At 54.0% G+C, this 26,157-nt stretch carries 25 protein-coding genes; 2 read left to right on the top strand and 23 right to left on the bottom strand.

All coding sequences use genetic code 11. From position 1 onward, the window contains the following. Nucleotides 1-24: 24 nt before the first annotated feature. The 3 genes from nlpE to LBF07_RS15345 are packed head-to-tail and all read right to left on the bottom strand — an operon-like array spanning nt 25 to nt 1,722. Nucleotides 25-723, bottom strand: a complete 699-nt coding sequence (nlpE, locus tag LBF07_RS15355) for an envelope stress response activation lipoprotein NlpE (RefSeq protein WP_039260572.1) — start codon at nt 721-723, stop codon at nt 25-27. 34 nt (nt 724-757) lie between these two features. Then, nucleotides 758-1,180, bottom strand: a complete 423-nt coding sequence (gene arfB / locus LBF07_RS15350; protein WP_094934555.1) for an alternative ribosome rescue aminoacyl-tRNA hydrolase ArfB — start codon at nt 1,178-1,180, stop codon at nt 758-760. Then, nucleotides 1,177-1,722, bottom strand: a complete 546-nt coding sequence (locus LBF07_RS15345) for a YaeQ family protein (protein WP_048974974.1) — start codon at nt 1,720-1,722, stop codon at nt 1,177-1,179. The genes arfB and LBF07_RS15345 overlap by 4 nt, the downstream gene beginning before the upstream one ends. A gap of 196 nt (nt 1,723-1,918) precedes the next feature. Between LBF07_RS15345 and LBF07_RS15340 the strand changes: the two genes are divergently transcribed. Both LBF07_RS15340 and rof read left to right on the top strand, forming a co-directional pair. Continuing rightward, nucleotides 1,919-2,119: a YaeP family protein gene (locus LBF07_RS15340; RefSeq protein WP_008501889.1), complete on the top strand. Its 201-nt coding sequence runs from the start codon at nt 1,919-1,921 to the stop codon at nt 2,117-2,119. Beyond that, entirely contained in the window at nt 2,106-2,366 is a 261-nt protein-coding gene (gene rof / locus LBF07_RS15335) for a Rho-binding antiterminator (RefSeq protein WP_008501890.1), read from the top strand. Before LBF07_RS15340 ends, rof begins: the two co-directional genes overlap by 14 nt. A gap of 28 nt (nt 2,367-2,394) precedes the next feature. On the opposite strand, the gene tilS is transcribed toward rof, so the two are convergent. The 20 genes from tilS to rpsB form a co-directional block, all read right to left on the bottom strand. After that, nucleotides 2,395-3,684 carry a tRNA lysidine(34) synthetase TilS gene (gene tilS / locus LBF07_RS15330; protein WP_094934552.1) on the bottom strand — a complete coding sequence of 430 codons (1,290 nt, stop codon included), beginning with the start codon at nt 3,682-3,684 and terminating at the stop codon, nt 2,395-2,397. A 58-nt stretch (nt 3,685-3,742) separates the two neighbouring features. After that, nucleotides 3,743-4,132, bottom strand: a complete 390-nt coding sequence (locus LBF07_RS15325) for a VOC family protein (protein ID WP_029741193.1) — start codon at nt 4,130-4,132, stop codon at nt 3,743-3,745. Between the two features lie 65 nt (nt 4,133-4,197). Further along, complete coding sequence (locus tag LBF07_RS15320; RefSeq protein ID WP_094934551.1) at nt 4,198-6,330, bottom strand: lysine decarboxylase LdcC; 2,133 nt, start codon at nt 6,328-6,330, stop codon at nt 4,198-4,200. A 100-nt stretch (nt 6,331-6,430) separates the two neighbouring features. Next, nucleotides 6,431-7,390 carry an acetyl-CoA carboxylase carboxyl transferase subunit alpha gene (accA, locus tag LBF07_RS15315; protein WP_023310466.1) on the bottom strand — a complete coding sequence of 320 codons (960 nt, stop codon included), beginning with the start codon at nt 7,388-7,390 and terminating at the stop codon, nt 6,431-6,433. A 12-nt stretch (nt 7,391-7,402) separates the two neighbouring features. Further along, nucleotides 7,403-10,885, bottom strand: a complete 3,483-nt coding sequence (dnaE, locus tag LBF07_RS15310) for a DNA polymerase III subunit alpha (RefSeq protein WP_033144674.1) — start codon at nt 10,883-10,885, stop codon at nt 7,403-7,405. Between the two features lie 38 nt (nt 10,886-10,923). Further along, nucleotides 10,924-11,520, bottom strand: coding sequence for a ribonuclease HII (gene rnhB, locus LBF07_RS15305; RefSeq protein ID WP_094934549.1), 597 nt, complete (start codon nt 11,518-11,520; stop codon nt 10,924-10,926). Next, a complete protein-coding gene (gene lpxB / locus LBF07_RS15300; protein WP_023334578.1) occupies nt 11,517-12,665 on the bottom strand; it encodes a lipid-A-disaccharide synthase in 1,149 nt (382 codons plus the stop codon). Before lpxB ends, rnhB begins: the two co-directional genes overlap by 4 nt. Continuing rightward, nucleotides 12,665-13,453, bottom strand: a complete 789-nt coding sequence (gene lpxA, locus LBF07_RS15295; RefSeq protein ID WP_023310462.1) for an acyl-ACP--UDP-N-acetylglucosamine O-acyltransferase — start codon at nt 13,451-13,453, stop codon at nt 12,665-12,667. Before lpxA ends, lpxB begins: the two co-directional genes overlap by 1 nt. 3 nt (nt 13,454-13,456) lie before the next feature. Next, entirely contained in the window at nt 13,457-13,912 is a 456-nt protein-coding gene (gene fabZ / locus LBF07_RS15290; RefSeq protein WP_010426706.1) for a 3-hydroxyacyl-ACP dehydratase FabZ, read from the bottom strand. A 102-nt stretch (nt 13,913-14,014) separates the two neighbouring features. After that, nucleotides 14,015-15,040, bottom strand: a complete 1,026-nt coding sequence (lpxD, locus tag LBF07_RS15285; protein ID WP_032644136.1) for a UDP-3-O-(3-hydroxymyristoyl)glucosamine N-acyltransferase — start codon at nt 15,038-15,040, stop codon at nt 14,015-14,017. A 3-nt stretch (nt 15,041-15,043) separates the two neighbouring features. Then, nucleotides 15,044-15,538 (bottom strand): molecular chaperone Skp, encoded by a 495-nt coding sequence (gene skp / locus LBF07_RS15280; protein WP_032644135.1) that lies wholly within the window; start codon nt 15,536-15,538, stop codon nt 15,044-15,046. Between the two features lie 122 nt (nt 15,539-15,660). Next, entirely contained in the window at nt 15,661-18,078 is a 2,418-nt protein-coding gene (bamA, locus tag LBF07_RS15275) for an outer membrane protein assembly factor BamA (protein ID WP_033144673.1), read from the bottom strand. Nucleotides 18,079-18,107: 29 nt separating this feature from the next. Next, nucleotides 18,108-19,460 carry a sigma E protease regulator RseP gene (rseP, locus tag LBF07_RS15270; protein WP_033144672.1) on the bottom strand — a complete coding sequence of 451 codons (1,353 nt, stop codon included), beginning with the start codon at nt 19,458-19,460 and terminating at the stop codon, nt 18,108-18,110. 11 nt (nt 19,461-19,471) lie between these two features. Continuing rightward, on the bottom strand, nt 19,472-20,329 hold the full coding sequence (gene cdsA, locus LBF07_RS15265; RefSeq protein ID WP_023310457.1) for a phosphatidate cytidylyltransferase: 858 nt from the start codon (nt 20,327-20,329) through the stop codon (nt 19,472-19,474). 12 nt (nt 20,330-20,341) lie between these two features. Then, nucleotides 20,342-21,100, bottom strand: a complete 759-nt coding sequence (gene ispU / locus LBF07_RS15260; protein ID WP_024907522.1) for a (2E,6E)-farnesyl-diphosphate-specific ditrans,polycis-undecaprenyl-diphosphate synthase — start codon at nt 21,098-21,100, stop codon at nt 20,342-20,344. A gap of 186 nt (nt 21,101-21,286) precedes the next feature. Next, on the bottom strand, nt 21,287-22,486 hold the full coding sequence (gene ispC / locus LBF07_RS15255; RefSeq protein WP_069303680.1) for a 1-deoxy-D-xylulose-5-phosphate reductoisomerase: 1,200 nt from the start codon (nt 22,484-22,486) through the stop codon (nt 21,287-21,289). Between the two features lie 95 nt (nt 22,487-22,581). Further along, complete coding sequence (frr, locus tag LBF07_RS15250; RefSeq protein ID WP_003856180.1) at nt 22,582-23,139, bottom strand: ribosome recycling factor; 558 nt, start codon at nt 23,137-23,139, stop codon at nt 22,582-22,584. Between the two features lie 168 nt (nt 23,140-23,307). Beyond that, nucleotides 23,308-24,033, bottom strand: coding sequence for a UMP kinase (pyrH, locus tag LBF07_RS15245; RefSeq protein WP_008501910.1), 726 nt, complete (start codon nt 24,031-24,033; stop codon nt 23,308-23,310). A gap of 150 nt (nt 24,034-24,183) precedes the next feature. Further along, nucleotides 24,184-25,035 (bottom strand): translation elongation factor Ts, encoded by an 852-nt coding sequence (gene tsf, locus LBF07_RS15240; RefSeq protein WP_014882627.1) that lies wholly within the window; start codon nt 25,033-25,035, stop codon nt 24,184-24,186. A gap of 117 nt (nt 25,036-25,152) precedes the next feature. Further along, a complete protein-coding gene (gene rpsB, locus LBF07_RS15235) occupies nt 25,153-25,878 on the bottom strand; it encodes a 30S ribosomal protein S2 (protein WP_003856207.1) in 726 nt (241 codons plus the stop codon). Between the last annotated feature and the right edge of the window lie 279 nt (nt 25,879-26,157).

The raw sequence follows: 26,157 nt of genomic DNA, 5'->3' as shown, positions 1-26,157 counted from the left end.
GTTTTTTAATGGCTCAGCGTCGGCTTATTTACTGTTACAGTCTTTACCCGCAACAAACTTCGCGTCTTTATCTGCCACCAGCGTTTTCACCATCTCCCCGCTATCCGGGTTTGGCTCCAGCGTAAAGTGACCGTCAACCGTCAGCAGTACCGGCTTACTGTCATTGCCGCGTGCCACAGCGTAATCACGTTCAAGCTGCGCATTGTTTGCCACGCTGACCTTCCTGCCGGTTGCGCAGTCGGTAAAGATCGCCGCATCCGCCATATAGAAGTACATCCCCCGCATTGCCATCGGCGTGGCAGGCAGAGCCGCTTTTACCGGCGCCAGCGTGTAGTTGAGCTGGGATTCAATCGGGTTGCCTTCGCGGTCGAGCATCTCCATCCCCTCGCCTTTGGCGCGGAAAAAGGTTTTCTCACCGGAGGTATCCGTCAGGACCAGCTTCTCTGCCGTACGCGCCCATGTTCCATAAGTGGCAAAAGAAGAAGGCTCTTTAGCGCCCTGATAGCGCTGATTCATCACCCAGGTGCCATCTTTTTGCAGGAACAGAGACGTTTCAATGCCTTCACAGTCCGCGCAAGGCAATACGCCGCGCCAGCTTTGCTGCATCGGTTTTAATTCTTCCGTTTGCGTGGGTTGTAAAACCTGCGTTTCGGAGCGGTTGTTACACCCAAAAAGCGCAAACAGCGTACTCACTGCCAGCGCTGACCATAATGCTTTTTTCACAATGAATTCCTTATGAAAAGTGTGTTCCCTTTCGTCACTCTGTCGGGCGACGAACTTTACCGCGTAGTGCTTTCACTGTGGATTTTTGGGCCTTCGAGGACAACCGACGCTCTTTCGATGCGCGGGTCGGCCGCGTTGCCCGGCGGCTTTTTTGTACTGCCGTTAGCTCTTTGATGACCGCCACCAGCCTGGCTACCGCCGCTTCCCGGTTGAGCTCCTGGCTGCGGTACTCCTGGGCTTTGATCACAATCACGCCATCGATGGTGATCAGGTGATGGCTGGCGGCAAGCAGGCTTTCTTTATAATACTCTGGCAGGCTTGAGGCCCGAATGTCAAAACGCAAATGGATAGCCGTCGACGCCTTGTTGACGTGCTGCCCGCCTGCTCCCTGCGCACGGATGGCGGTGATCTCCAGCTCGCTGTCAGGAATGCTGACGTTTCGGGACAAGACGATCATGACGCGGGTTGCCACGCTGCTAAATGAATTTCCAGATTATTCTGAGAATCAGAGAGCCAGATGGCGCCATCCTGAATCGTCGCCTGCAAAACCATGGTCCGGCTGGCAAATTCGCTCAACTGCGCCAGCTGCTCATCATCCAGATACCAGACCGTGAGATTTTTAAACTGTCCGCACTTGCTCTTGTTTTGCTGCCACCAGATCTCCGCAGCGCGCTGATTATACGCGAATAAGGCCACTTCAGCGGACTGGGTGCAGGCCTTCTTAATTCTGCGCTCGTCAGGCAGGCCGAGTTCGATCCACAAATCGATACCCAGATGATCGTTGCGCAGCCAGGCTTCAGGCTCGTCTTCTGCGCTTAACCCACGGGAAAACTGCAGACGCTCGTCGGCATACTTAATCCACGCCAGCAGGCGCAGCATCATGCGCTCCTGAGTTTCGGAGGGGTGGCGTGCCAGCGTAAGCGACGCATCGAGGAACTGGTTGCGATCCAGATCGGCCACATTGACCACAGCTTTATAAATTGTCGCTTTCAGCGCCATGAGAGAACTCCATTCGAATCAGGCGCACATTGTAGCGAAAACCGCGGCAAAAGGCTGTTACAGGGTGTTAAATACACCGCTATCAAGGCTCTGATATTGCTTAAATGAGTATGGTATAGTCACCTTGCTAAACCGAGTTTATCTTCGTAGGCTTAATGATATCTCACAGTAAGTCAGTGCGCTGGCGGGAGGGGATGTGAATAATTATTGTGAGTTAATTCGCAAACGGTATGCGGAAATCGCCAGCGGAGATCTGGGGTATGTCCCGGACGCGTTGGGCTGTGTATTGAAGGTGCTTAATGAAGTGGCCTCTGATGAGAGCCTTTCAGAGTCGGTCAGGGAAAAAGCAGCGTATGCTGCGGCGAATTTACTGGTGAGCGATTATGTCGATGAATGATACTTATCAACCCATCAATTGTGATGACTATGACAACCTCGAACTCGCCTGCCAGCATCATTTATTACTGACGCTGGAGCTAAAAGATGGCGAAGTGTTGAAGGCGAAAGCCAGCGATCTGGTTTCACGAAAGAATGTGGAATACCTGATAGTGGAAGACGCAGGTGCGACGCGTGAGCTGCGTCTGGACAAAATAGCCAGCTTCAGCCACCCGCAAATCGGCACCGTCGTGGTGAGCGAATCCTGATGACACTAACGGGCAGCCTGGCTGCCCGTTACGCTTTCTGCCACTCAAAACGAACGCCCTTTTCTGACCACCCCTCTTCCGTGATGAACACCCCTGCCGCAGCGATAAGCGTTTCACCGTAGAACAGTAGCGGCATGGTGTCGCGCAGCCACGGCGGCACGTTACACTCCTGCCATATTTTCTTCAGCTTTCGTCCCCCGTTGCGCCCGACGATATGCAGCATGCCGCCAGCCTTAAAGCGCACGGTGACAGGTTCATCGGGCTTAGGCAGCCGCACATGACCAGACGACAGAAGAGAAACGCGTCCTGCCTCACAGGGCAATATCAGCGGCGCGTCAGGAGAAAGCCAGTCGAGCACCACATCGGTCAGTGAGGGCATGGATTTTATCCACCAGAGCTCCCCTTTATAACGTCTAACCTCAAAACCGTTCAGGTGGACGCACGGAGAAGCATCATCCCGCGCCAGTGCGACTTCGTCCCAGATACGGCTCAGCATTGTCCTCGACGGCATCGCGGCGCGATGAAAGGCCAGCCAGCGCCGTAACAGCGCGGCGCGACGTACCGGGCTCATCGCTTTCATCGGTGCGATCGCCAACGCCCCGTCGGCAGAAATGAGTGCAGCCAGCTCGTCGCTCAACAGTTCATCCAGCAACGATTCCTGTTCGGCGCACAGCATGGCGCTTCTTGCCGTCGCGTCGGCGAAATGCGGCCAGCGCTCGCCTAAAAGCGGGAGGACGCGCAGACGCAGGAAGTTACGGTCATAGCCGTCATCCTGGTTACTCTCATCTTCGATCCAGTTCAGCTGATGTTCTCGCGCCCACTTTTCCAGCGAGGCACGCGTCTCGCCAAGCAGCGGACGCAGTAACGTTGTGCCGGCAAATTCAGAACGCGCCGGCATGGCAGAAAGTCCCGCCGGCCCGCTGCCCCGCTTAAGCGCCAGCAGAAAGGTTTCACACTGATCGTCCAGATGCTGGGCCGTGACCAGCGCTTCTCCAGCACGTAATGCCCCGGCAAACGCGGCATAGCGGGCTTTCCGCGCCTGCGCCTCGATGCCCAGCCCTTCCTCCGCAAGCGTCACTCGCTCAACGATGAGCGGGATCGCCCAGGCCACACATAAGGCTTCGCAGTGCGCCACCCACGCCTCTGCGTGAGGACTTAATCCGTGGTGAATATGCATCGCCCGAAGCTGGACGTCAGGTTCCCGATCGCGCCAAAGCTTTAGACGATGCAGCAACACGGTAGAATCCAGGCCACCGCTAAACCCCACCAGCAGCTGGCGGTACGGTGAAACGGCTTGTGCGATAGCGGGTAAGGTCATAGGAGATTACACATAAAAAATGCCCGAACTGAGCGGGCATTATCACACAGGACCACCATTACTGCTGATAAAGCTCCAGCGGCAGGCCGTCCGGATCGTTGAAAAAAGTAAAGCGCTTGTCGGTGAACGGATCGACGCGTATCGCTTCGCACGTCACGCCGTGCGCTTCCAGATGCTTAACTGCGCTATCCAGGTCATCGACGCTGAAGGCAAGATGACGCAGGCCGCAGGCTTCCGGGCGGGACGGACGCGCAGGTGGAAAAGGAAAAGAGAACAGCTCAATCACATATTGCCCGTTTAACGCCAGGTCGCCCTTCCAGGAGTCGCGCTCCTCGCGGTAGGCCTCGCTCATGAGCGTAAAGCCCAGGATGTCGCAGTAGAAGGCCTTACTTTTCGCGTAGTCGGTCGCAATGATCGCAATATGATGAACCTGTTTTAAACCCAGCATAGCTTCTCCTTTTTATGATGCCTGAACGTTACAACCGAAAACCCGCGCCTGGCAAGCGGTCACCCTTATTTTAGGACTCGCACCCAGTAAACGCCGCTCTCGTCGCGCTTCGCACCGTGTATATCCGTCTCAAAACCGGGATAGTGCCGCCCTACCGAACAGAGCATCAGCAGGAAATCAAGCACCGCCCGACTCTCTTCGGTAATCATCTCTCCCGGCATCAGGAGCGGAACGCCCGGCGGGTAAGGCAGGATCATGTTAGCCGATACGCGGCCGACCAGGTTTTCCAGCTCGACGGTTTCGACCTCCCCTTTCACCTGGCGCTGCCATGCTTTGTGCGGGGTAAACTTCATCTCCGGTAAGACATCGAACGCCTGAAGCATCAGACGCGGCAGATCGTGCTGACGGATCAGCCTGTGGATCCCCTGGGCCAGATCCTGAATGCGCATATTTCGATAGAAGTCGGGATCCTCCGCGTAGAGATCCGGCAGCATGTTCTTCACCCGCAGGTTGAGATCGTAGGCGCGCTTAAACTCCATCAGGCCGCGCAACAACCCCATCGCGCGGGTTTTGTCGATCCCGATGCTGAACAGGAACAGCAGGTTATAGGGGCCGGTTTTCTCTACCACCACGCCACGTTCATCAAGGAATTTCGCGACCAGCGCGGCCGGAATACCTTCATCGCTCATCTTGCCCTGCTCATCCATGCCCGGCGTCAGGATCGTCACTTTTACCGGGTCGAGGAACATATGGTCGCTATCGGCATCCCGGAAGCCATGCCAGCCTTCGCCGGGCGAGACGGGCCAGCATTCTGCTTCATCAATCTCTTCCGGCTGCCAGATATCAAAGAACCAGCCGTCGGCTTCATCTTTCAGCCGCTGAACCTCTTTGCGGAAATGCAACGCGCGTTCCACCGAACGATTGATGAGACGCTTACCGGGATTGCCGCGCAGCATCGCCGCGGCCGTTTCAATAGAGGCCACCAGCGGGTAGCTCGGCGAGGTGGTGGTGTGCATCATAAAGGCTTCGTTGAACGTGTCTTCGTCGTACTCGCCTTTGATGTGAATAAGCGAAGCCTGGGAAAACGCCGCCAGCATTTTATGCGTCGACTGCGTTTCGAAGAACACTTTCCCCGGCACCCGTTCACCGCTCATGCCGCTTTTGCCTGCGTAAATCGGATGGAAATTAGTGTAAGGCACCCATGCGGAATCGAAGTGGATCGACGGCACGTCCAGCGTCTGTTTGATCCAGTTCGTGTTGTACAGCAAACCGTCGTAGGTGGAATTGGTGATCACCGCATGGACAGGCCAGCTTGCGCCAGGAATTGCCGCGACCTTACTTTCAATGGCTTCGTGGGTGAACTCCCGGCGCGGAATGCCGCCAAGAATACCGAGCGCGTTACGCGTGGGCGAGAGCCAGAGCGGTACGACGTCGCTCATCATCAGCAGGTGCGCCAGCGATTTATGGCAGTTACGGTCAATCAGCAAGGTGCTGCCTGCAGGCGCAGCGTACATCCCGACGATTTTGTTCGAGGTCGACGTGCCGTTGGTCACCATATAGCTCTGCTCGGCGCCAAAGGTGCGGGCGATATACTCTTCGGCTTCAAGATGCGGGCCGGTGTGATCCAGCAGAGAGCCTAGTTCGGTGACTGAAATAGACACGTCCGCTTTCAGCGTGTTGCCACCGAAGAAATCATAGAACAGGCAGCCCACCGGGCTTTTTTGATAGGCCGTTCCCGCCATATGACCTGGCGTACAGAAGGTATATTTCCCCTCTTTCACGTAGGTGAAGAGCGCGCGGGTAAAGGGGGGAGTGATGTTATCGAGATATTCATTCGTGTATTGCTGAATGCGGGTCGCAATATCTTCCGCAACGCCGAGGGAATATTCAAAGAACCACAGCGCCATACGCATATCATTGGCGCTGACGTCCATGGTTGAGTGGGTATTGATAAACGCGTACAGCGGGAGGTATTCGTTCAGCTTGTTGATGTCGCTGCACAGTTCGAGATCGTATTCGTCCCAGTCGAAGATCACGCCGCAGATACGCGGGTTATGCTCGATAAACTTCAGCAGGTCAGCGCTGTTGTGCGGCCAGATTAGCTGATACCCGCGCGACTGCAGGGATTGCTCCAGCTCCTTAATTGGCTCATCTTTATAAAAGACGCCGTGTGGCCCCATAATGGCAATGATATTCATGGGCTTCCTCCTTAAAAAACATTAGCTAAGCATAGTCCGGCTAAACCGCAGGTATAAAAAAAGCCGCAACATTGTGCGGCTTTTCAGATAATTGTGAAGCTTACGCGTAACCGTAGGTCATCAGACGCTGGTAGCGGCGGTTGAGCAGATCGTCTTTGCTCAGCACGTCCAGATCCGCCAGGTCAGCCAGCAGCTGCGCTTTCAGAGAAGCCGCCATTACTTCCGGCTTACGATGAGCACCACCCAGCGGTTCCGGAATGATGGAATCGATCAGCTTCAGCTCTTTCAGGCGTGGCGCAATGATGCCCATTGCTTCTGCAGCCAGCGGCGCTTTGTCGGCGCTTTTCCACAGAATGGACGCACAGCCTTCCGGGGAGATAACGGAATAGGTGCTGTACTGCAGCATATTCACTTTATCGCCCACGCCAATCGCCAGCGCACCGCCGGAACCACCCTCACCGATGACGGTACAGATGACCGGCACCTTCAGACGAGACATCTCGCGCAGGTTGCGCGCGATAGCTTCAGACTGACCGCGCTCTTCCGCGCCCACGCCAGGGTATGCACCTGGGGTGTCGATGAAGGTGATGATTGGCATGTTGAAACGCTCAGCCATCTCCATCAGACGCAGGGCTTTACGGTAGCCTTCTGGTGCTGGCATACCGAAGTTACGACGGATTTTCTCTTTGGTTTCACGACCTTTCTGATGACCAATGATCATCACCGGGCGTCCGTCCAGACGCGCGATACCACCAACGATAGCTTTATCGTCAGCGTATGCGCGATCGCCTGCCAGTTCGTCAAATTCGTCAAACGCCAGGCGGACATAATCCAGGGTGTACGGACGCTGTGGATGGCGAGCCAGCTGGGCCACCTGCCATGCGCCGAGATCGGCAAAGATTTTGCGCGTCAGCTCTACGCTTTTCTCGCGCAGACGATGCACTTCTTCGTCGATGTTAATATCCAGTTTTTCATCCTGACGGCTTACCGCTGTCAGAGAATCGATTTTCGCTTCCAGCTCAGCAATCGGCTGTTCGAAATCAAGGAAATTCAGACTCATAGTATTCCTGTATTAGTCAAACTCCAGTTCCACCTGCTCCGAACCAATGAGGCCACGGAGATCGTTCAGTAAACGATCGCTCGGAGAGACACGCCACGTTGCACCAAAGCGCAACCGCGCACGTGCATCCGCCCTCTGATAGTAGAGATGTACTGGAATTGTCCCCGAGCGGTGGGGTTCCAGAGACTGACGGAGTCGGTTTAAAAGCTGGTCATCAATTTGCCTGTCCGTCAGCGAGATAGCAAGCCCGCGAGCATATTTTTCCCGGGCTTCGTCAATGTCCATCACTTCGCGGGCGGTCATTTTAAGCCCCCCACTGAAGTCATCAAAGCTGACCTGTCCGCTGACGATAAGTATGCGGTCTTTTTCCAGCAATTGCTGGTATTTATCCAGCGCGTCGGTGAACAACATCACCTCCAGACGCCCGGAACGGTCATCCAACGTACAGATGCCGATACGATTGCCGCGCTTGGTGACCATAACCCTTGCGGCAATCACGAGCCCCGCAGCCGTGGTGATTTTACCACGTTCTGTCGGATGCATGTCTTTAAGCCTGTGGCCGCCGACATAGCGCTCAATTTCTTTGATGTACTGGTTGATCGGGTGCCCCGTCAGGTACAAGCCTAACGTCTCACGCTCCCCATCCAGTACCACCTGTTCTGGCCACGGCTGGCAGTTGGAATAAGATTGCTCGATCTGCTCTGGCTCTTCCGCCAGCACTCCGAACATATCCGCCTGACCAATGGCTTCCGCTTTTGCGTGCTGATCCGCCGCTTTCAGGGCGTCGCCGAGGGAATTCATCAGCGCGGCACGGTGCGGCCCCAGCCTGTCAAACGCGCCGGACATGATCAGTTTTTCCAGCACGCGACGGTTCAGTTTTTTGGTGTCGGTACGGGCGCAAAGATCGAACAGCTCGCGGAAATACCCGCCGTTGTTACGCGCTTCGATGATCGCCTCGATCGGACCTTCGCCCACGCCTTTGATCGCGCCGATCCCGTAAACGATCTCTCCGTCGTCGTTGACGTGGAAGTGGTAGAGCCCTGAGTTAATATCCGGCGGCAGGATCTTAAGCCCCATGCGCCAGCACTCGTCCACCAGGCCAACCACCTTCTCGGTGTTGTCCATATCGGCCGTCATTACCGCCGCCATAAATTCAGCAGGATAGTGCGCTTTCAGCCACAGCGTTTGATACGACACCAAAGCATAGGCGGCGGAGTGAGATTTGTTAAATCCGTACCCGGCGAATTTCTCCACCAGGTCGAAGATTTTCATCGCCAGCTCGCCGTCAACGCCGTTTTTCTTCGCCCCGTCTTCAAAGATGGAGCGCTGCTTGGCCATCTCTTCCGGCTTTTTCTTACCCATCGCACGACGCAGCATGTCCGCGCCGCCGAGCGTATAGCCGGAAAGCACCTGAGCAATCTGCATGACCTGTTCCTGATACAGGATAATGCCGTAGGTTGGCTCCAGCACCGGCTTCAGGCTTTCATGCTGCCACTGAACGTCCGGGTAAGAAATCTCTTCGCGACCGTGCTTACGGTCGATAAAGTTATCTACCATCCCTGACTGCAGTGGGCCCGGACGGAACAGGGCGACCAGTGCGATCATATCTTCGAAGCAGTCGGGCTGCAGGCGTTTAATCAGATCTTTCATGCCGCGGGATTCAAGCTGGAAGACGGCCGTCGTCTCCGAGCGCTGCAGCATGTCGAAACTTTTCTTGTCATCCAGCGGAATGGCGGCAATGTCTATCGGCTCAAGGCCCTGCTTTTCCCGGCGCGGGTTGATCATCTTCAGCGCCCAGTCGATGATCGTCAGCGTACGCAGGCCGAGGAAGTCAAACTTCACCAGCCCGGCGTATTCTACGTCGTTCTTATCAAACTGAGTAACCGGGTGCTCACCCGCTTCATCGCAGTAGAGCGGCGCGAAGTCGGTAATTTTGGTCGGGGCGATAACCACGCCCCCCGCATGCTTGCCGGCGTTACGCGTGACGCCTTCCAGCTTTCGCGCCATGTCGATCAGCGCTTTCACTTCTTCGTCAGCTTCGTAGATTTCCGGCAGCTGAGGTTCGGCTTCAAACGCTTTTGCCAGCGTCATGCCCGGATCGGGCGGCACCAGCTTCGAAATACGATCGACAAACCCGTACGGGTGGCCCAGCACGCGGCCGACGTCACGAATAACCGCCTTCGCCGCCATCGTACCGAACGTAATAATCTGCGATACCGCATCACGGCCGTACATATCGGCAACGTGCTCGATCACCTGGTCGCGTTTCTCCATGCAGAAGTCGACGTCAAAGTCGGGCATGGAAACACGTTCCGGGTTAAGGAAACGTTCGAACAGCAGGTCGAATTCCAGCGGATCGAGGTCGGTAATTTTAAGCGCATAGGCCACAAGCGATCCCGCACCGGAGCCACGTCCCGGTCCAACCGGTACGCCGTTATCCTTCGACCACTGGATAAACTCCATTACGATCAGGAAGTAGCCCGGGAAGCCCATCTGGTTGATGACCTGGAGTTCAATATCCAGGCGTTCATCGTACGGCGGCCGCTTCTCTTTGCGAACGGCCTCATCCGGGAACAGGAATTCCAGACGCTCTTCCAGACCTTCTTTTGATTTCACGACCAGGAAATCTTCCGTGGTCATGTCACCCGTCGGGAACTGCGGCAGGAAGTATTCGCCGAGGCGGACGGTAACGTTACAGCGCCTGGCGATCTCTACGCTGTTTTCCAGCGCTTCGGGGATATCGGAGAAGAGTTCACACATCTCCTCCTCGCTGCGCATGTACTGTTGAGCGGAGTAATTACGCGGCCGTTTCGGATCGTCGAGCGTGAAGCCATCGTGGATCGCCACGCGAATTTCGTGAGCGTCAAAATCTCCCGGCTCGAGGAAGCGTACATCGTTTGTCGCGACGACGGGCAGCCCGCGTTCTTCCGCAAGTGCGACCGCCGCATGGAGATAGCTCTCTTCGTCCTGGCGACCGGTGCGGATCAACTCCAGATAATAACGATCCGGGAAATACTCCTCATAGAACGAGACGCATTGATCCACCAGCGCGCTATTGCCGCGCAGCAGACATTTACCGACATCGCCCATACGGCCGCCAGAGATCAGCAGCAGCCCTTCGTTCAGCTCAGCCAGCCAGTCCCTGTCGATCCACGGGCCCAGCGCACCATATCCGCGCTGATAGGCTTTTGAGATAAGCAGAGTGAGGTTTTGATAGCCCGTGTTGTTCATCGCCAGCACGGAGATTTGCGTCATTTCATCGCCGACGAGATCGCTCTGGACATGAAAATCTGCGCCGACGATAGGCTTCATTCCCGCACCGTGCGCCGTTCCGTAGAACTTCACCAGGCCACACAGGTTGGTAAAATCGGTGATCGCCAGCGCGGGCATGCCAAGGGAGGCCGCCTTTTTTACCAGCGGCCCGGTCTTCGCCAGCCCATCGATCATGGAGTAGTCGCTATGCACCCGCAGGTGTACGAAACGTGGTTCAGCCATCTTCAGATTCCGCGTTACTTAATTGCTTGCGTATTGATTCAGGACACCCGTCCCAGCGCGCGTTTCACCGGGCCAAAACTGCGCCGGTGATGTTCGGTTGCGCCATGTTCAGCCAGCCTTTCCAGATGGAAAAGTGTGGGATACCCCTTATGCTGGGCGAAACCATACTGAGGATAAGTGAGGTCCAGCGCGGCCATTTCGGCGTCGCGCGTCACTTTGGCAATGATAGAAGCGGCGCTAATTTCTGCGACCCGACTATCGCCTTTGACGACCGCCATTGAAGGCATGGGCAATGCCGGACAGCGGTTGCCGTCAATCAGGACATATTCCGGGGAAATTTTCAGACCTGCTACCGCACGCTGCATCGCCAGCATCGTGGCATGCAAAATATTCAGCTCGTCTATTTCATGCGGTTCAGCGCGCCCCAGGCTCCAGGCCAGCGCCTTCTCCTGAATCTCACTGAACAGCGCCAGACGGCGTTTTTCAGACAATTTTTTTGAGTCGTTCAGCCCGATAATCGGGCGAGCCGGATCGAGGATCACCGCGGCAGTCACCACAGCCCCGACCAACGGGCCACGACCCACTTCGTCCACGCCCGCCACAAGGCGAGTGTGAGGATAAACAAATTCCATCATTTTGCTAACTCCAGCACCGCATCAGCCGCTTGCTCATCAGCATTACAGCGGATCAGTTGATGCAGTTCGCGGAAGGTATCGTGCATCTGGTGGCTGGTCTTGCCGTTCGCGAGCAGCGGCAGTAGTGCATCGGCAAGCGCCTGCGGCTGGCACTCATCCTGCAGCAGCTCTTTCACCAGCTCGCGCCCGGCAAGCAGGTTTGGCAGGGAGACATAATCCGTTTTAACCAGACGTTTTGCCAGCCAGAAAGTGAACGGCTTCATGCGATAACCGACCACCATCGGGCATTTCGCCAGCATGCATTCCAGCGCCGCCGTGCCGGAGGCCAGCAGCGCGGCATCGCTCGCATACATCGCTTCCCGCCCTTTCCCGTCCAGAAGACGGACGTGAAGATCCGGGGCGACTTCCGCTTTGATGCGCTCAAACTGCTCACGGCGTTTCGCATTTACCAGCGGAACAACCACTTCAAGATCCGGATAGGTCTGGCGAAGAATTTGCGCAGTTTTGAGGAAATCGGCGCTCAGCATCTCAACTTCTGCGCCACGGCTGCCCGGTAGCAGTGCCAGACAGTGCACATCGTGCGGGATGCCCAGCGCGTCGCGCGCCGCGTTTTTATCCGGATCCAATGGCATCGCATCCGCCATGGTATGACCGATAAAACGGCACGGAACATTAAATCTGTCGTAAAACGCTTTTTCGAAAGGCAGGAAAGCCAGCACCAGGTTGGTGGACCGTCCGATTTTGAAAACGCGTTTCTGTCGCCACGCCCAGACGGACGGACTGACGTAGTGAATTGTTTTGATACCCTGCTTTTTCAGATTCCCTTCGAGGGTAATGTTGAAATCAGGCGCATCGATACCGACAAACACATCGGGTTTGAGTTCGGTAAAACGGCGGGTGAGATCGGCGCGGATGTGCAGCAAACGGCGTAGCCGTCCCAGCACCTCAACGATGCCCATCACGGCGAGTTCTTCCATTTCATACCAGGCTTCACAGCCTTCGGCCTGCATCAGCGGGCCAGCAACGCCGACAAAGCGAGCATTGGGTACACGCGCCTTAAGCGCGCGGATGAGACCGGCACCAAGAATATCGCCGGAGGTTTCTCCGGCGACCAGGGCTATCGTAAGCGGACGACTGTCGACCATTAACGAATCAGACCCCTTGTTGAACGGTCAAAGAATTCCATGAACGCGTTCACTTCCGGGTGCTTATTCGCCAGCTCGGCAATTTCCGGCTTCGCCTCTTCCAGCGTTTTACCGCTACGGTACAGCAGTTTGTACGCGTTGCGGATGGCAGTAATCGCTTCGCGACTAAAACCACGACGCTTGAGGCCTTCGATGTTCACGCCAAACGGCGTGGCATGGTTGCCCTGCGCAATCACATACGGTGGGACGTCCTGCGCCACACCGGAGCATCCGCCAACCATCACGTGCGCACCAATGATGCAGAACTGATGGACTGCGGTCATGCCGCCAATAATTGCGAAGTCATCAACCGATACGTGTCCTGCCAGCGTTGCGTTGTTGGCAAGAATACAGCGGTCACCCACGGTACAGTCGTGCGCGATGTGCGCATTAACCATAAACAGGTTATCGCTGCCCACCTTCGTCAACCCACCACCCTGTACTGTTCCACGATGAATAGTGACGCTTTCGCGAATACGGTTACGATCGCCAATTTCCAGACGGGTCGACTCACCAGCATATTTCAGATCCTGGTTAACTTCGCCGATGGAAGCGAACTGATAGATCTCGTTATTGCAGCCAATGGTCGTGTGACCATTCACGACAACGTGAGATTTCAGTACTGTACCCTCACCAATTTCGACATGGGGTCCAACAATACAAAACGGGCCAATGTGGACGTTAGCGCCGATGATGGCACCGGTTTCCACAATAGCGGTAGGATGAATAAAGGCGGATTTATCAATCACGTATCAGGACTCCCGGCTACGAGCACACATCATCGTCGCTTCGCAAACAACTTTGCCGTCAACCAGCGCTACGCCTTTGAAGCGAGTCAGGCCACGACGCGTTTTTTCAAAAGTGACTTCCATGATCATCTGATCACCAGGCACGACAGGGCGCTTAAAGCGCGCTTCATCAATACCCGCGAAGTAATACAGCTCACCTGGCTCCAGTTTGCCAACGCTTTTAAACGCCAGAATACCGGTAGCCTGAGCCATCGCTTCCAGAATCAACACACCCGGGAAGATAGGCTTACCAGGGAAGTGTCCCTGGAAAAACGGCTCGTTCACGGAAACATTTTTCACTGCGCGCAGAAAACGACCTTCTTCAAAATCCAGCACACGGTCTACCAGCAGAAACGGGTAGCGGTGCGGCAGAAGTTCTAAAATCTCTTCAATATGCAGAGTATGAGTGTCAGTAGTCAAAATACTCTTCCTGTCAAAATGTACTGATAACAATAATAACACGGCCTGCCGGTTTATTAGAAAGCCGACAGGCCGGGAAAAATAGCGTTCAACGGATGACGCTTAATCTTGTTGATCGATCTTACGCTCAAGAGACTTGAGGCGCTTGCTCATATCATCAATGTTCATCACCAGAGCTGCTGTTTTACGCCATACCTTGTTGGGTTGTAGCGGAATACCTGAGGAATAGACGCCAGGTTCAGTGATAGGACGCATTACCATGCCCATTCCCGTCACAGTCACCTTGTCGCATATTTCCATATGGCCATTAATCACGCTCGCGCCGCCAATCATGCAATAACGGCCAATTTTCAGGCTGCCTGCCATGATGACGCCACCCGCAACCGCGGTATTGTCGCCAATCACAACGTTATGCGCAATCTGGCACTGGTTATCGATGATAACACCATTGCCAATGATCGTGTCGTCAAGCGCGCCACGGTCAATGGTAGTACAGGCGCCGATCTCTACGCGATCGCCAATAATAACGCGACCAAGCTGCGGGATCTTAACCCAGTTACCACGATCGTTAGCGTAACCAAAGCCATCAGAACCAATAACGGTGCTGGACTGGACGAGGCAATTTTCGCCAATTTCAACATCATGATAAACGGACACATTGGCCCATAAACGGGTTCCGGCGCCGATTTTCGTATTTTTCCCAACGAAGCAGCCCGGGCCAATGACGACGTTATCGCCCAGCACAACGCCGGATTCGATAACTGCATTCGCGCCAACGGCGACGTTGTTACCAAGCCTGGCCGTCGCATCAATCGCTGCACTGGCCGCAATGTTCTGAGCCGGCTGCGGCGTGGTATCAAGAATTTGAGCCATGCGTGCATACGTCAGGTAGGGGTTTTTCACTACCAGCGCGCTTACAGTGGCAAATGGAAGATCGTCCTGCGTCAGTACAACAGCTGACGCCTGGCATTGAGCCAGTTGCTCACGGTACTTAGGGCTTACCATGAAGGTAATCGTGCCAGCTTTAGCAGATTGCATGGACGCAACAGCGGTGATGACGATATCGCCATCACCGTGTAATTCTGCATCCAACTGCTGAGCTAAATCAGCCAGTCGAATTGAAGGCATTACTTATTTAACCTGTTTCAGAACATCAGCAGTGATGTCTTTAACATCTTTGCTGTTATAAGCAACGGCGTTCGCATCTACAACCAGATCGATACTCTGATCGGCAGCCACTGCTTTAACAGCAGTCTGAATGCGAGTTACCAGCTTGCCGCGTTCTTCGTTAGAACGACGCTGACGATCCTGCTCGAAAGCCTGCGCTTTCTGGGAGAACGTCTGGCGCTGAGCCATTACGTCTTTTTCCAGCTTGCTACGGTCGCTTGCTTTCATGGTAGAACCATCACGCTGCAGACGCTGCATTTTGGACTGAAGATCGTTTTCCATACCCTGCAGTTCGCTTGCACGGCCTTTGAATTCGTTTTCCAGAGTCGCAGAAACACCCGTTTTCTGTGCAACCTGCTGGAACAAATTACCCATGTTGACGATTGCAATTTTGTCTGCTGCCTGAGCAGAAGTTGCCATCGCTAAACCGAGACCTGCAGCTAATAACCACTTTTTCACAATTAACTCCTTACCATCCCATTGGCACCAGAAGGTACCGTTCTTTGCGTGGCAAGGCGACCGTGTTACCGATCGCCAGTTGTCAGCGCTACACTGCCAACGCATTCCTTTGCAGCGGATTATTACCAGGTTTTACCAATGTTAAACTGGAATTGCTCCGCTTTGTCTCCATCATATTTCTTAAACGGCTGGGCGTAGGAGAAGACCAACGGCCCCAGCGGTGACATCCATTGTAATGCGATACCGGCAGACATGCGAATATTGCTCGGATCGCTGTAGTCAGGAATGCCTTCTGCGCGCATCTGGGCAGTATTCTGCCAGTTGGTATCCCACACGGTACCGGCATCCCAGAAGAAGGACGTACGGACCGAGTTCGCGTATTTATCACTGATAAACGGCGTTGGCGTGATGAACTCCAGGCTGGCAACGGCCATGGCGTTACCGCCCACCGCGTCATTGGAGCTACAGACTTCTGACGAGGAAGACTTATCACAGTTATCTTTGTCGTTTCCGCCGTAGTAAACCGCTTTCGGACCAATGTTATTGGACTGGAAACCACGAACGGTGCTGGAGCCACCCGCATAGAAGTTTTCATAGAACGGCAGTTCTTTGCTACCCAGACCATCGCCATAGCCCCAACGGGTACGACCCAGAACCACCCACTTATGATCGTCATCGATCGGGAAGTAGGACGCGGTATCCAGCGTGACCTTATAGAACTCGTTATCGGAACCCGGCACGGTAACTTTACCGTTCAGGTTGACGCGAGAACCTTCCGTTGGGAAGTAACCACGGTCGAGACGGTTATAGGTCCAGCCGTAGTTAAAGGTGAAGTCGTCCGCCGCGAAGCCATTGTCATTACCATTTTTACTGGTTGACTGGCCGATAGAGTCCAGATAACGCCACATCGCCACCTGCGGTTGCATGTTGGACAGGTCGTTATGCACGTAACCCAAGCCCGCACGCAGGGTGTTGTATTCGTTAACCGGGAAGCCAAGCGTACCGTCGACACCGTAACTCTTGTTGGTGTAAGAAGACAGGTCCGCGTCGTCTGCTTTAAAGTCGTTATAGAAGATACGACCGCCCAGGCTTACACCGTCAACGGTGAAGTATGGGTTAGTCACAGAGAACTCAGAGTAGGTCTGGTAGTCGTTTTTGGTGCCGTTAATACCGACAGAGTAACCCGTACCCAGCCAGTTATCCTGCTGCACGCCGACCTGGAAGCTGACGCCGCTTTCAGTACCATAACCCACACCGAAGTTGAAGCTACCGGTGTTGCGCTCTTTCACTTTATAAACGACATCAACCTGATCCGGGCTGCCCGGTACGCGCTGGGTATCGGTATCCACCGTTTCAAAATAGCCCAGACGGTTAAGACGCTCTTTACCCTGATCAACGAGATCGCTACCCAACCATGCGCCTTCCATCTGACGCATTTCGCGGCGCAGAACGGAATCTTTGGAGGTGTCGTTACCAACGAAGCGGATCTTACGCACGTAGAAACGGTTGCCCGCATCAACATTCACGTGCAGCTTAACGGTTTTATCCGCGTCATTGATTTCCGGCTGAGTCTGTACGCGCGGATAGGCATAACCGTAGCGGCCGAGCAGCTTCTTAATGCTGTCTTCCATTTTGGTTACCTTGGAACCGCTATACAGATCGCCCGGCTGAATTTTTGTCAGCGATTCGATTTCAGCAGAATGCCCCGCCAGGTTACCACTCACTTCAACACCAGAAAGCTTGTACTGCTCGCCTTCAGTGATGTTAACCGTAATGTAGATACCTTTCTTGTCCGGAGTCAGACTGACCTGAGTCGAGTCGATGTTGAAACGCGCATAGCCACGATCGAGATAGTAGCTGCGCAGGGTTTCGAGGTCGCCCGCCAGTTTCTGTTTCTGGTATTTGCGATCGCCCACCACGTTCCACCATGGCACTTCATCGCGCAGCTGGAAGGTGGAGATCAGTTCGTCGGTGCTGAACGCGTGGTTGCCGACAATGTTGATCTGCTGGATCTTCGCAGAAACACCTTCCTGGAAGACCAGCTTCAGGTCAACACGGTTACGCGGCAGCGGAGTGACAACCGCTTTCACGCTGGCGCTGTATTTACCGACGCTGTAGTAGAAGTCTTCCAGACCTTTTTCAATGTCTGAAAGGGTTGTGCGGTCCAGGGACTCACCCACACGAACACCAGATGCTTCAAGGTTCTGCTTGAGCATGTCATCTTTCACCGACTTGTTACCGGAGAAAGTGATACTGGCGATCGTCGGACGTTCTTTTACCTGTACCAGCAGCGTATCACCATCGCGCAGGACGCGGACGTCCTCAAAGTTGCCGGTGGCAAACAGAGCACGGATGGTGTTACTGATATCATCATCATTAACCGTATCGCCGGGGCGTACAGGCATACTGAGGAGGGCCGCACCAACGGCGACACGCTGGAGGCCTTCGAAATGAATGTCTTTCACTACGAACCCGTCAGCACCGTATACGGTGGCGCTGCTAAACAGCAGCGACGCTATGAGCAACTTTTTCATCGCCATCGTTATTATGCGTTCTTCCTAACACTCTCTTACAACCGAGAGAAATCATTGAAAAGTGCAAGCCCCATTAACAGCACCAGCAAAATCGAGCCAATGCGATAACTAAAGTCTTGAACTCGCTCGGATACCGGTCCGCCTTTTAGCTTTTCAATCGCCAAAAACAGCAGATGACCCCCGTCTAAAACGGGAAGCGGGAACAGGTTGATTATCCCAAGGTTCACGCTAATGAGCGCGAGGAACATGAGATAGTAAATCACCCCGAATTCCGCTGACATCCCAGCCCCCTGAGCAATCGAAATTGGCCCACTGAGGTTGTTCAGTTTCACATCACCGGTTATCAATTTCCCCAACATGTTGACCGTCAGCTTCATCAGTTGCCATGTTTTATCCGTGGCTTCAAGGATGGCGCTGAACGGCCCATACTGGCGTATTGTCTTGTACTCATCTGGCAGCGGGATCACTTTTGGCACAACGCCTGCAAACCCTTCTGCCTTTTTGCCGACCGACTTCGTATCCGGGATCAGCGTCAGCGAAAGCGGACTGCCCTGCCTTTCAACTTCCAGCGCGAGAGACGTTCCCGGATTATCGCGCACCAGAGTAACAAAGGTCATCCACTCTGTTAATGGTTGACCATCGACTTTAACGATCCTGTCGCCCGCTTGCAAACCCGCTTTGCTCGCCGCCGAATTTGCCTGTACTTCGGCTAATACCGGCTCGATCTGCGCGCCGCGTGGACGAATACCCAGCGCAGCGACGGGATCCTCTTTGTCTGGCTCGAAACGCCAGTGACGTAAATCGAGTACTTTGTCCTGACGCGTATCTGAACCAAACGGCGATACGCTGATGGTGGTCTGCGCATCGCCAATTTTGGCTACCAGCTGCAGTCGCACGGCATCCCAATCAGGGGTTTCGATGCCATCAATCGCTTTAAGTTCCATCCCGGATGTAATTTGCGCACTCGCCGCGATGGAATTGGGGGCAATTTCACCCACCACCGGACGTACGCCAGGGACGCCGATGATAAACACCAGCCAGTAAGCGAAAATCGCAAAGATGAAGTTGGCTACCGGTCCGGCAGCAATGATGGCGGCGCGTTGTCCAACGGTTTTATTGTTGAATGCGCTGTGTCGCAGCTCAGGAGCGACAGGCTCGACGCGTTCGTCGAGCATTTTGACGTAGCCGCCCAGCGGGATAAGGGCGATGACAAATTCCGTGCCGTGGCGGTCGGTGCGCGTCCAGAGTGATTTACCAAAACCGATGGAAAATCGCTCTACGCGCACGCCACAGCGGCGAGCAACCCAGAAATGGCCAAATTCATGCACGGTAATCAGTACACCCAGTGCAACAATGAACGCCGCCAGATTCCAGAGAATGCTCAGCATAAAACCTTCCGTTAAATCGTCCCGAATACCAGTAAAAGCAAACACGCAAACACTGGAACAGCCGCTGTCAGGCTATCAATGCGATCCAGTATACCGCCATGCCCTGGAATCAGGTGTCCGCTGTCCTTAATCCCTGCTTCACGCTTAAACATACTTTCGGTTAAATCACCGAGCACGGAGGCAAGCGCAGCAAAAATCGAGCACACCAGCAGTATTGACGGTGCCACTTCAAGATTCGCCCAGACGCCGTAGCCCCAGGAGATGATCGCTGCCGTAAACAGGCCGCCGATGAATCCTTGCCAGGTTTTGCCCGGAGAAACCTTCGGTGCCAGCTTATGTTTGCCAAACAGTTTACCAAACATATAGGCCCCGGAGTCAGCCCCCCAGACCAGAATCATCACATAAAGCAGCCAGATCGCACCGCTGTAGTGGTTTTCGTCGTAGTGCCACGCTCGCAGCGCAACCATACCCCAGAAAAAAGGAATAATTGTGAGCAAGCCAAAAATCAGTCGCAGCACTTTTGAATTACGCCACAATGCCGCGGAACCCGGATAAAAAAGAACCAGCAACAGCGCAGCAACCCACCAGGCCAGCGATATCCACAAGGAACCGGCAACCAGGGGCTGATGAATATCATGGTGATATTCAGGTAACGTAAACAGCATTATGGCCAGGATAAAGCCACAAAGTACCGCAAGCCATACTCGCTGAGTGCGCGAGGTAAAGCCGCTAAACTGTCCCCATTCCCACGCGGCGAGCATGCACACCACCAGCGTGACAATAGCGAATCCCACCGGGGGCAGTAAAAACAGCGCCGCAATGACAATGGGTATTAATACAAAAGCGGAAATCAGGCGATACTTCAGCAAAAGCTACCCCCATCAGGCTTTGTCGCCACCAGGCTCGGTGCCGCCGAAACGACGCTCTCGATTGGCAAAGGCATGCAGCGCACCTTCAAAGTCTTGTTCATCAAAATCGGGCCAAAGAACATCCGTAAAGTAAAGTTCGGCATAGGCAATTTGCCATATCAAAAAGTTACTTATGCGATGTTCCCCCCCTGTCCTAATTACCAAATCCACAGGTGCCTGTTCATTCATGCAGATTTGCTTGCTCAGCGCCTCTTCATCAATTTGGTCGGGTCTCAACAGCCCTTCCTGAACCTGTTCGGCCAGATGCCGAACGCCCTGGATAATATCCCAGCGTCCGCCGTAATTCGCCGCAATATTCAGCGTCAAACCGGTATTATTTTCCGTCAGCGCTTCAGCTTTGCGAATCCGTTCCTGCAAACGTGAGTTAAAACGACTGGTATCGCCAATGATACGCAGGCGGACGTTGTGGCGGTGCAGGCTTTTTACTTCGCTGTCTAGCGCCCACACAAACAATTCCATCAACGCAGTCACTTCCTGCAGAGGTCGATTCCAGTTTTCACTGCTAAAAGCATAGAGCGTTAACGCATCAATGCCGTTGTTGGCGGCAAAAGAAACGGCGCGACGAACGGATTTCGCCCCCGCTTTATGCCCAAAGGCTCGTATCTTCCCTTGTCTTTTCGCCCAGCGGCCATTGCCATCCATAATGATTGCTACATGACGGCAGCCATGAGCTGGCAAATTTTCGCTTATTGGTTGATTCGCAGACAACATAACGCGTTTTTTGTCCCTGAAAAGGATTTAACGGTACTCAGGAATACTGAAGCCTATACATAAAAAAGCCGTGTCAAACCACGGCTCACCTGACCACATTAAGTCAAATACCTGCGATCAGGTGGCGCAGACTATATCACTGAAGCCCAACGCTAACAAATAGCACGACGACTAGTGCTTGCTTTATCACCAGCTTGCAAGACGTGTCACCTGTTGGCGCGCAATATTACGCGCAGCTGCATCCACCGCCAGCACCTCTTCCACGCTTTGTGGTTCGCGCAAATCCATCATCTCCAGTACCGATAAATTTAACGACGCGATATCGGTAAAACGAATTTGCTGATTCAGAAATGCCTCAACGGTAATTTCATTAGCTGCATTAAGTGCCGTCGTCGCCGCCTGCCCCTGGTCAAAGGCATTCATCGCAAGCTTCAGACAAGGATAGCGGTCGTAGTCTGGTTCACTGAACGTCAGGGAACTTAGCTTGCAGAAATCAAGCGGCTTCACGCCGGATTTCACTCGATTTGGCCACGCCATTGAATGGGCAATCGGCGTACGCATGTCCGGCTCGCCCAGCTGTGCCAGCACGCTGCCATCCTGATAACGCACCATCGAGTGAATCACCGATTGCGGGTGAATCAGTACTTCCATCTGTTTCGCTGACGCATTAAACAGCCAGCGCGCTTCAATGTATTCCAGACCTTTGTTCATCATGGTGGCAGAATCAACGGAGATTTTACGCCCCATCGACCAGTTCGGATGACGGCACGCCTGATCCGGTGTCATCGCACGCAGTTCAGACAGTGGCGTTTCACGGAACGGGCCACCAGACCCGGTAAGCAGAATAGACACCACGCCATTCTGCTCCAGGTCAGCGTACCCCAGGTTCTGTTGAAAAGGTTGCGGTAAACTCTGAAAAATCGCGTTGTGTTCGCTGTCGACCGGCAGAAGACGCGCGCCGCGCTGCTTCACCGCATCCATAAACAGGCGTCCACAGGTGACCAGCGACTCTTTATTGGCCAGCAAAACATCCTTACCAGCATCAATCGCAGCAAGCGTGGGCAGCAGCCCTGCCGCGCCGACAATGGCCGCCATGACCTGATCCACCTCATCCAGCGCCGCCATCTCGCAGGCCGCCTGCTGGCCGCTCAGCACCTCGGTTCGACTGCCCTTTTCACGCAGCTGTGCTTTCAGCAGACGCGCGCTCTCTTCGTCATCCATCACCGCATAGCGGGGCGCAAACTCCAGGCACTGTTCGACCATTCGCTGCACATTCTTACCGGCCACCAGCGCTGTCACGGTGTAAAGTTCAGGATTATGGCGAACGACGTCGAGAGTGCTGCAACCGATAGAGCCGGTTGAGCCGAGGAGTGTTAAATGCTTCATGAGATGCCCGAAAAAAGTTAGACCAGATAAAAGCAAAACGCCGCCAGCAAGACCCAAAGTCCTTCTGAACGGCGTTTATCAGTGTACGACAGAAATCAGAACTGCATCAGTTCCGCTTCTTTTTCTGCCAGCGCCGCATCAATTTTCTTGATGGCCGCGTCGGTCATTTTCTGAATGTCGTCCTGAGAACGACGATCGTCATCTTCGCTGATCTCTTTTTCTTTCAGCAGTGCTTTCACTTTATCGTTCGCGTCGCGACGGACGTTACGCACGGATACACGACCCTGCTCAGCTTCGCCACGAACCACTTTGATAAGATCTTTACGACGTTCTTCCGTCAGCGGAGGCAGTGGAACGCGGATGTCTGCGCCCGCAGAGCTTGGGTTCAGTCCGAGGTCAGAGGCCATAATCGCTTTCTCAACGGCCGGGCTCATAGAGCGGTCGAAGACGTTGATTTTCAGCGTACGGGTATCTTCAACCGTCACGCTCGCCAGCTGGCGCAGAGGGGTTGGCGTACCGTAATATTCTACGATGATGCCATCCAGCAGGCTTGGGGAAGCACGGCCAGTACGGATTTTGCTGATTTGGTTTTTGAACGCTTCTACGCATTTGTCCATGCGTACTTCAGCATCTTTTCTGATGTCGTTAATCACGTTACGAATCCTTGAAAACTTGTCTCAGGCAGACTATCCGCCAGCACAGCGCTACAGGTGTGCTAAGTATAGTCGCGTTTAATTCATGACAACGCCAAAGGCGCGCCCGGGTAAAGATACCACTACAAAATAAAGCGGAATCTTACCTGTATTTATCGTCAACGGAAATTATTCCGTGATCAAAGTGCCTTCTTTTTCGCCCATGACCACGCGACGCAGTGCGCCAGGCTTGTTCATGTTGAAGACACGGATCGGCAGTTTGTGGTCGCGAGCCAGCGTGAAGGCGGCAAGATCCATCACTTTCAGCTCTTTATCCAGCACTTCGCTGTAGCTCAGCTGATCGTACATGGTGGCAGAAGGATCTTTTGCCGGGTCGGCAGTAAACACGCCGTCTACTTTGGTCGCTTTCAGTACCACATCGGCTTCGATCTCGATACCGCGCAGGCAGGCAGCGGAATCGGTTGTAAAGAACGGGTTACCCGTACCGGCGGAGAGGATCACCACGCGGTTATTGCGCAGCAGGCTGATGGCTTCTGCCCAGCTGTAATTATCGCAAACGCCATTCAGCGGAATCGCGGACATCAGGCGGGCATTCACATAGGCGCGATGCAGTGCATCACGCATTGCCAGGCCATTCATGACGGTTGCCAGCATACCCATGTGGTCGCCCACAACGCGGTTCATCCCCGCTTTCGCCAGACCAGCACCACGGAAAAGGTTGCCACCGCCAATGACCACGCCAACCTGGATACCCAGTTCGACCAGTTCTTTGATTTCCTGTGCCATGCGATCAAGGATGCTTGCGTCAATACCGAAGCCTTCCGATCCCTGCAGCGCTTCGCCACTCAGCTTAAGCAGAATGCGTTTGTACACGGGTTTTGCATTGGTAGCCATGTTTCTTTCCTGAGACTGTCAACGATTAAGATGGGGGTTAATTCTGGCGACATGATATGCCGCAAATCAGCACAGCGATACTGGAGCCTGTCTGATTTCCTGTGACGGGTGACAAAAAGAAGCCGCCCTCAGGCGGCTCCTTTTCAATCATTAAGACTGCTTGGACATTGCAGCAACTTCTGCTGCGAAGTCAGTCTCAACTTTCTCGATGCCTTCGCCCACTTCGAAGCGGATGAAGCCAGTTACGTCAGCGTTGTGCTCTTTCAGCAGCTGAGCAACAGACTTGCTTGGGTCCATTACGAATGGCTGGCCAGTCAGAGAAACTTCGCCGGTGAATTTCTTCATGCGGCCTTCAACCATTTTCTCTGCGATTTCTTTTGGCTTACCAGACTGCATCGCGATGTCCAGCTGAACCTGGTACTCTTTCTCTACCACTTCAGCAGACACGTCTTCTGGCTTAACGAATTCTGGTTTGCTTGCAGCGATGTGCATTGCCAGCTGTTTAACCAGCTCTTCGTCAGCGCCTTTAGCCGCAACCAGAACACCGATACGTGCACCGTGCTGGTAAGAGCCCAGAACGTCGCCTTCCAGAGAAGATACGCGACGGATGTTGATGTTCTCACCGATTTTAGCAACCAGCGCAACACGTTCTTCTTCGAACTGTGCTTTCAGAACTTCAACGTCAGTGATTTTACCAGCAACAGCTGCGTCCAGGACTTTGTTAGCAAATGCCTGGAAACCGCCATCTTTAGCAACGAAGTCAGTCTGGCAGTTAACTTCCAGAATGATGCCGTAGTTGCCGTCGATCTTAGTGATGATCACGCCGTCAGCAGCAACGTTGCCTGCTTTTTTAGCTGCTTTGATCGCACCGGATTTACGCATGTTTTCGATTGCCAGCTCGATGTCGCCGTTCGCTTCAGTCAGCGCTTTTTTGCAATCCATCATGCCTGCGCCAGTACGCTCGCGCAGCTCTTTTACCAGGGATGCGGTAATTTCAGCCATTCTTAAATCCTCGGGAGATGTGAACTGCCCGGCCGGGGGCCAAACAGTGTAAATTGAAAAAAGGGGCCGGTAATGGGCCCCTATTCATACACGGTACTAATAAGGGGTAAAACCTTATTATTCAGCTTCTACGAAGCTTTCTTCCGCCTGAGAAGCCAGATCCTGGGAACGGCCTTCACGAACGGTAGCAGCTACAGCGCTCAGGTACAGGCTAACAGCACGGATTGCGTCGTCGTTACCCGGGATAACGAAGTCAACACCGTCCGGATCGGAGTTGGTATCAACGATAGCGAATACCGGGATACCCAGGTTGTTAGCTTCTTTGATTGCGATGTGCTCGTGGTCTGCATCGATTACGAACAGCGCGTCTGGCAGGCCGCCCATATCTTTGATACCGCCCAGGCTGTTTTCCAGCTTGTCCAGTTCACGAGTGCGCATCAGCGCTTCTTTCTTAGTCAGCTTGTCGAAAGTACCGTCCTGAGACTGGGTTTCCAGATCTTTCAGGCGTTTGATGGACTGACGAACAGTTTTCCAGTTGGTCAGCATGCCGCCCAACCAGCGATGGTTCACGAAGAACTGGTCGCAGCTGTTAGCAGCATCTTTCACAGCTTCGCTTGCAGCGCGCTTAGTACCAACGAACAGAATCTTACCTTTACGGGAAGAGATCTTGTTCAGCTCAGCCAGGGCTTCGTTGAACATTGGTACAGTTTTCTCAAGGTTGATGATGTGAACTTTGTTACGCGCGCCGAAGATGAAAGGCTTCATTTTCGGGTTCCAGTAACGGGTCTGGTGACCGAAGTGAACACCAGCCTTGAGCATGTCGCGCATGGAAACAGTTGCCATGTTTAAAACCTCTATATTGAAAGTTGGGGTTATGCCTCCACGTATCCCATATTACCGACCCCGAAGGGCACCCCGGAATATGTGCCGATACGTGTGTGTTGTTACACAAAGTGAGATTTGTCGCTTCCGTCCAGCCTGTGTATCTGAGATGGATCGGAAGTCCGGCGCGCTTTATACCACAAAACACGACCAGAAACCAACAGTTGTTGGCGGAGTGTGCTGTTAATGATTCTCAATTTGGCACGGAGCGTGCCTGACTGATACCATTGACGACACTTA

Origin of the sequence: Enterobacter cloacae complex sp. ECL352, from assembly GCF_020149545.1 — a bacterium.
GTDB lineage: Bacteria > Pseudomonadota > Gammaproteobacteria > Enterobacterales > Enterobacteriaceae > Enterobacter > Enterobacter asburiae_B.
The sequence above is the reverse complement of the archived record's forward strand: the minus strand, read 5'-3'. Positions and strand labels throughout refer to the sequence as shown.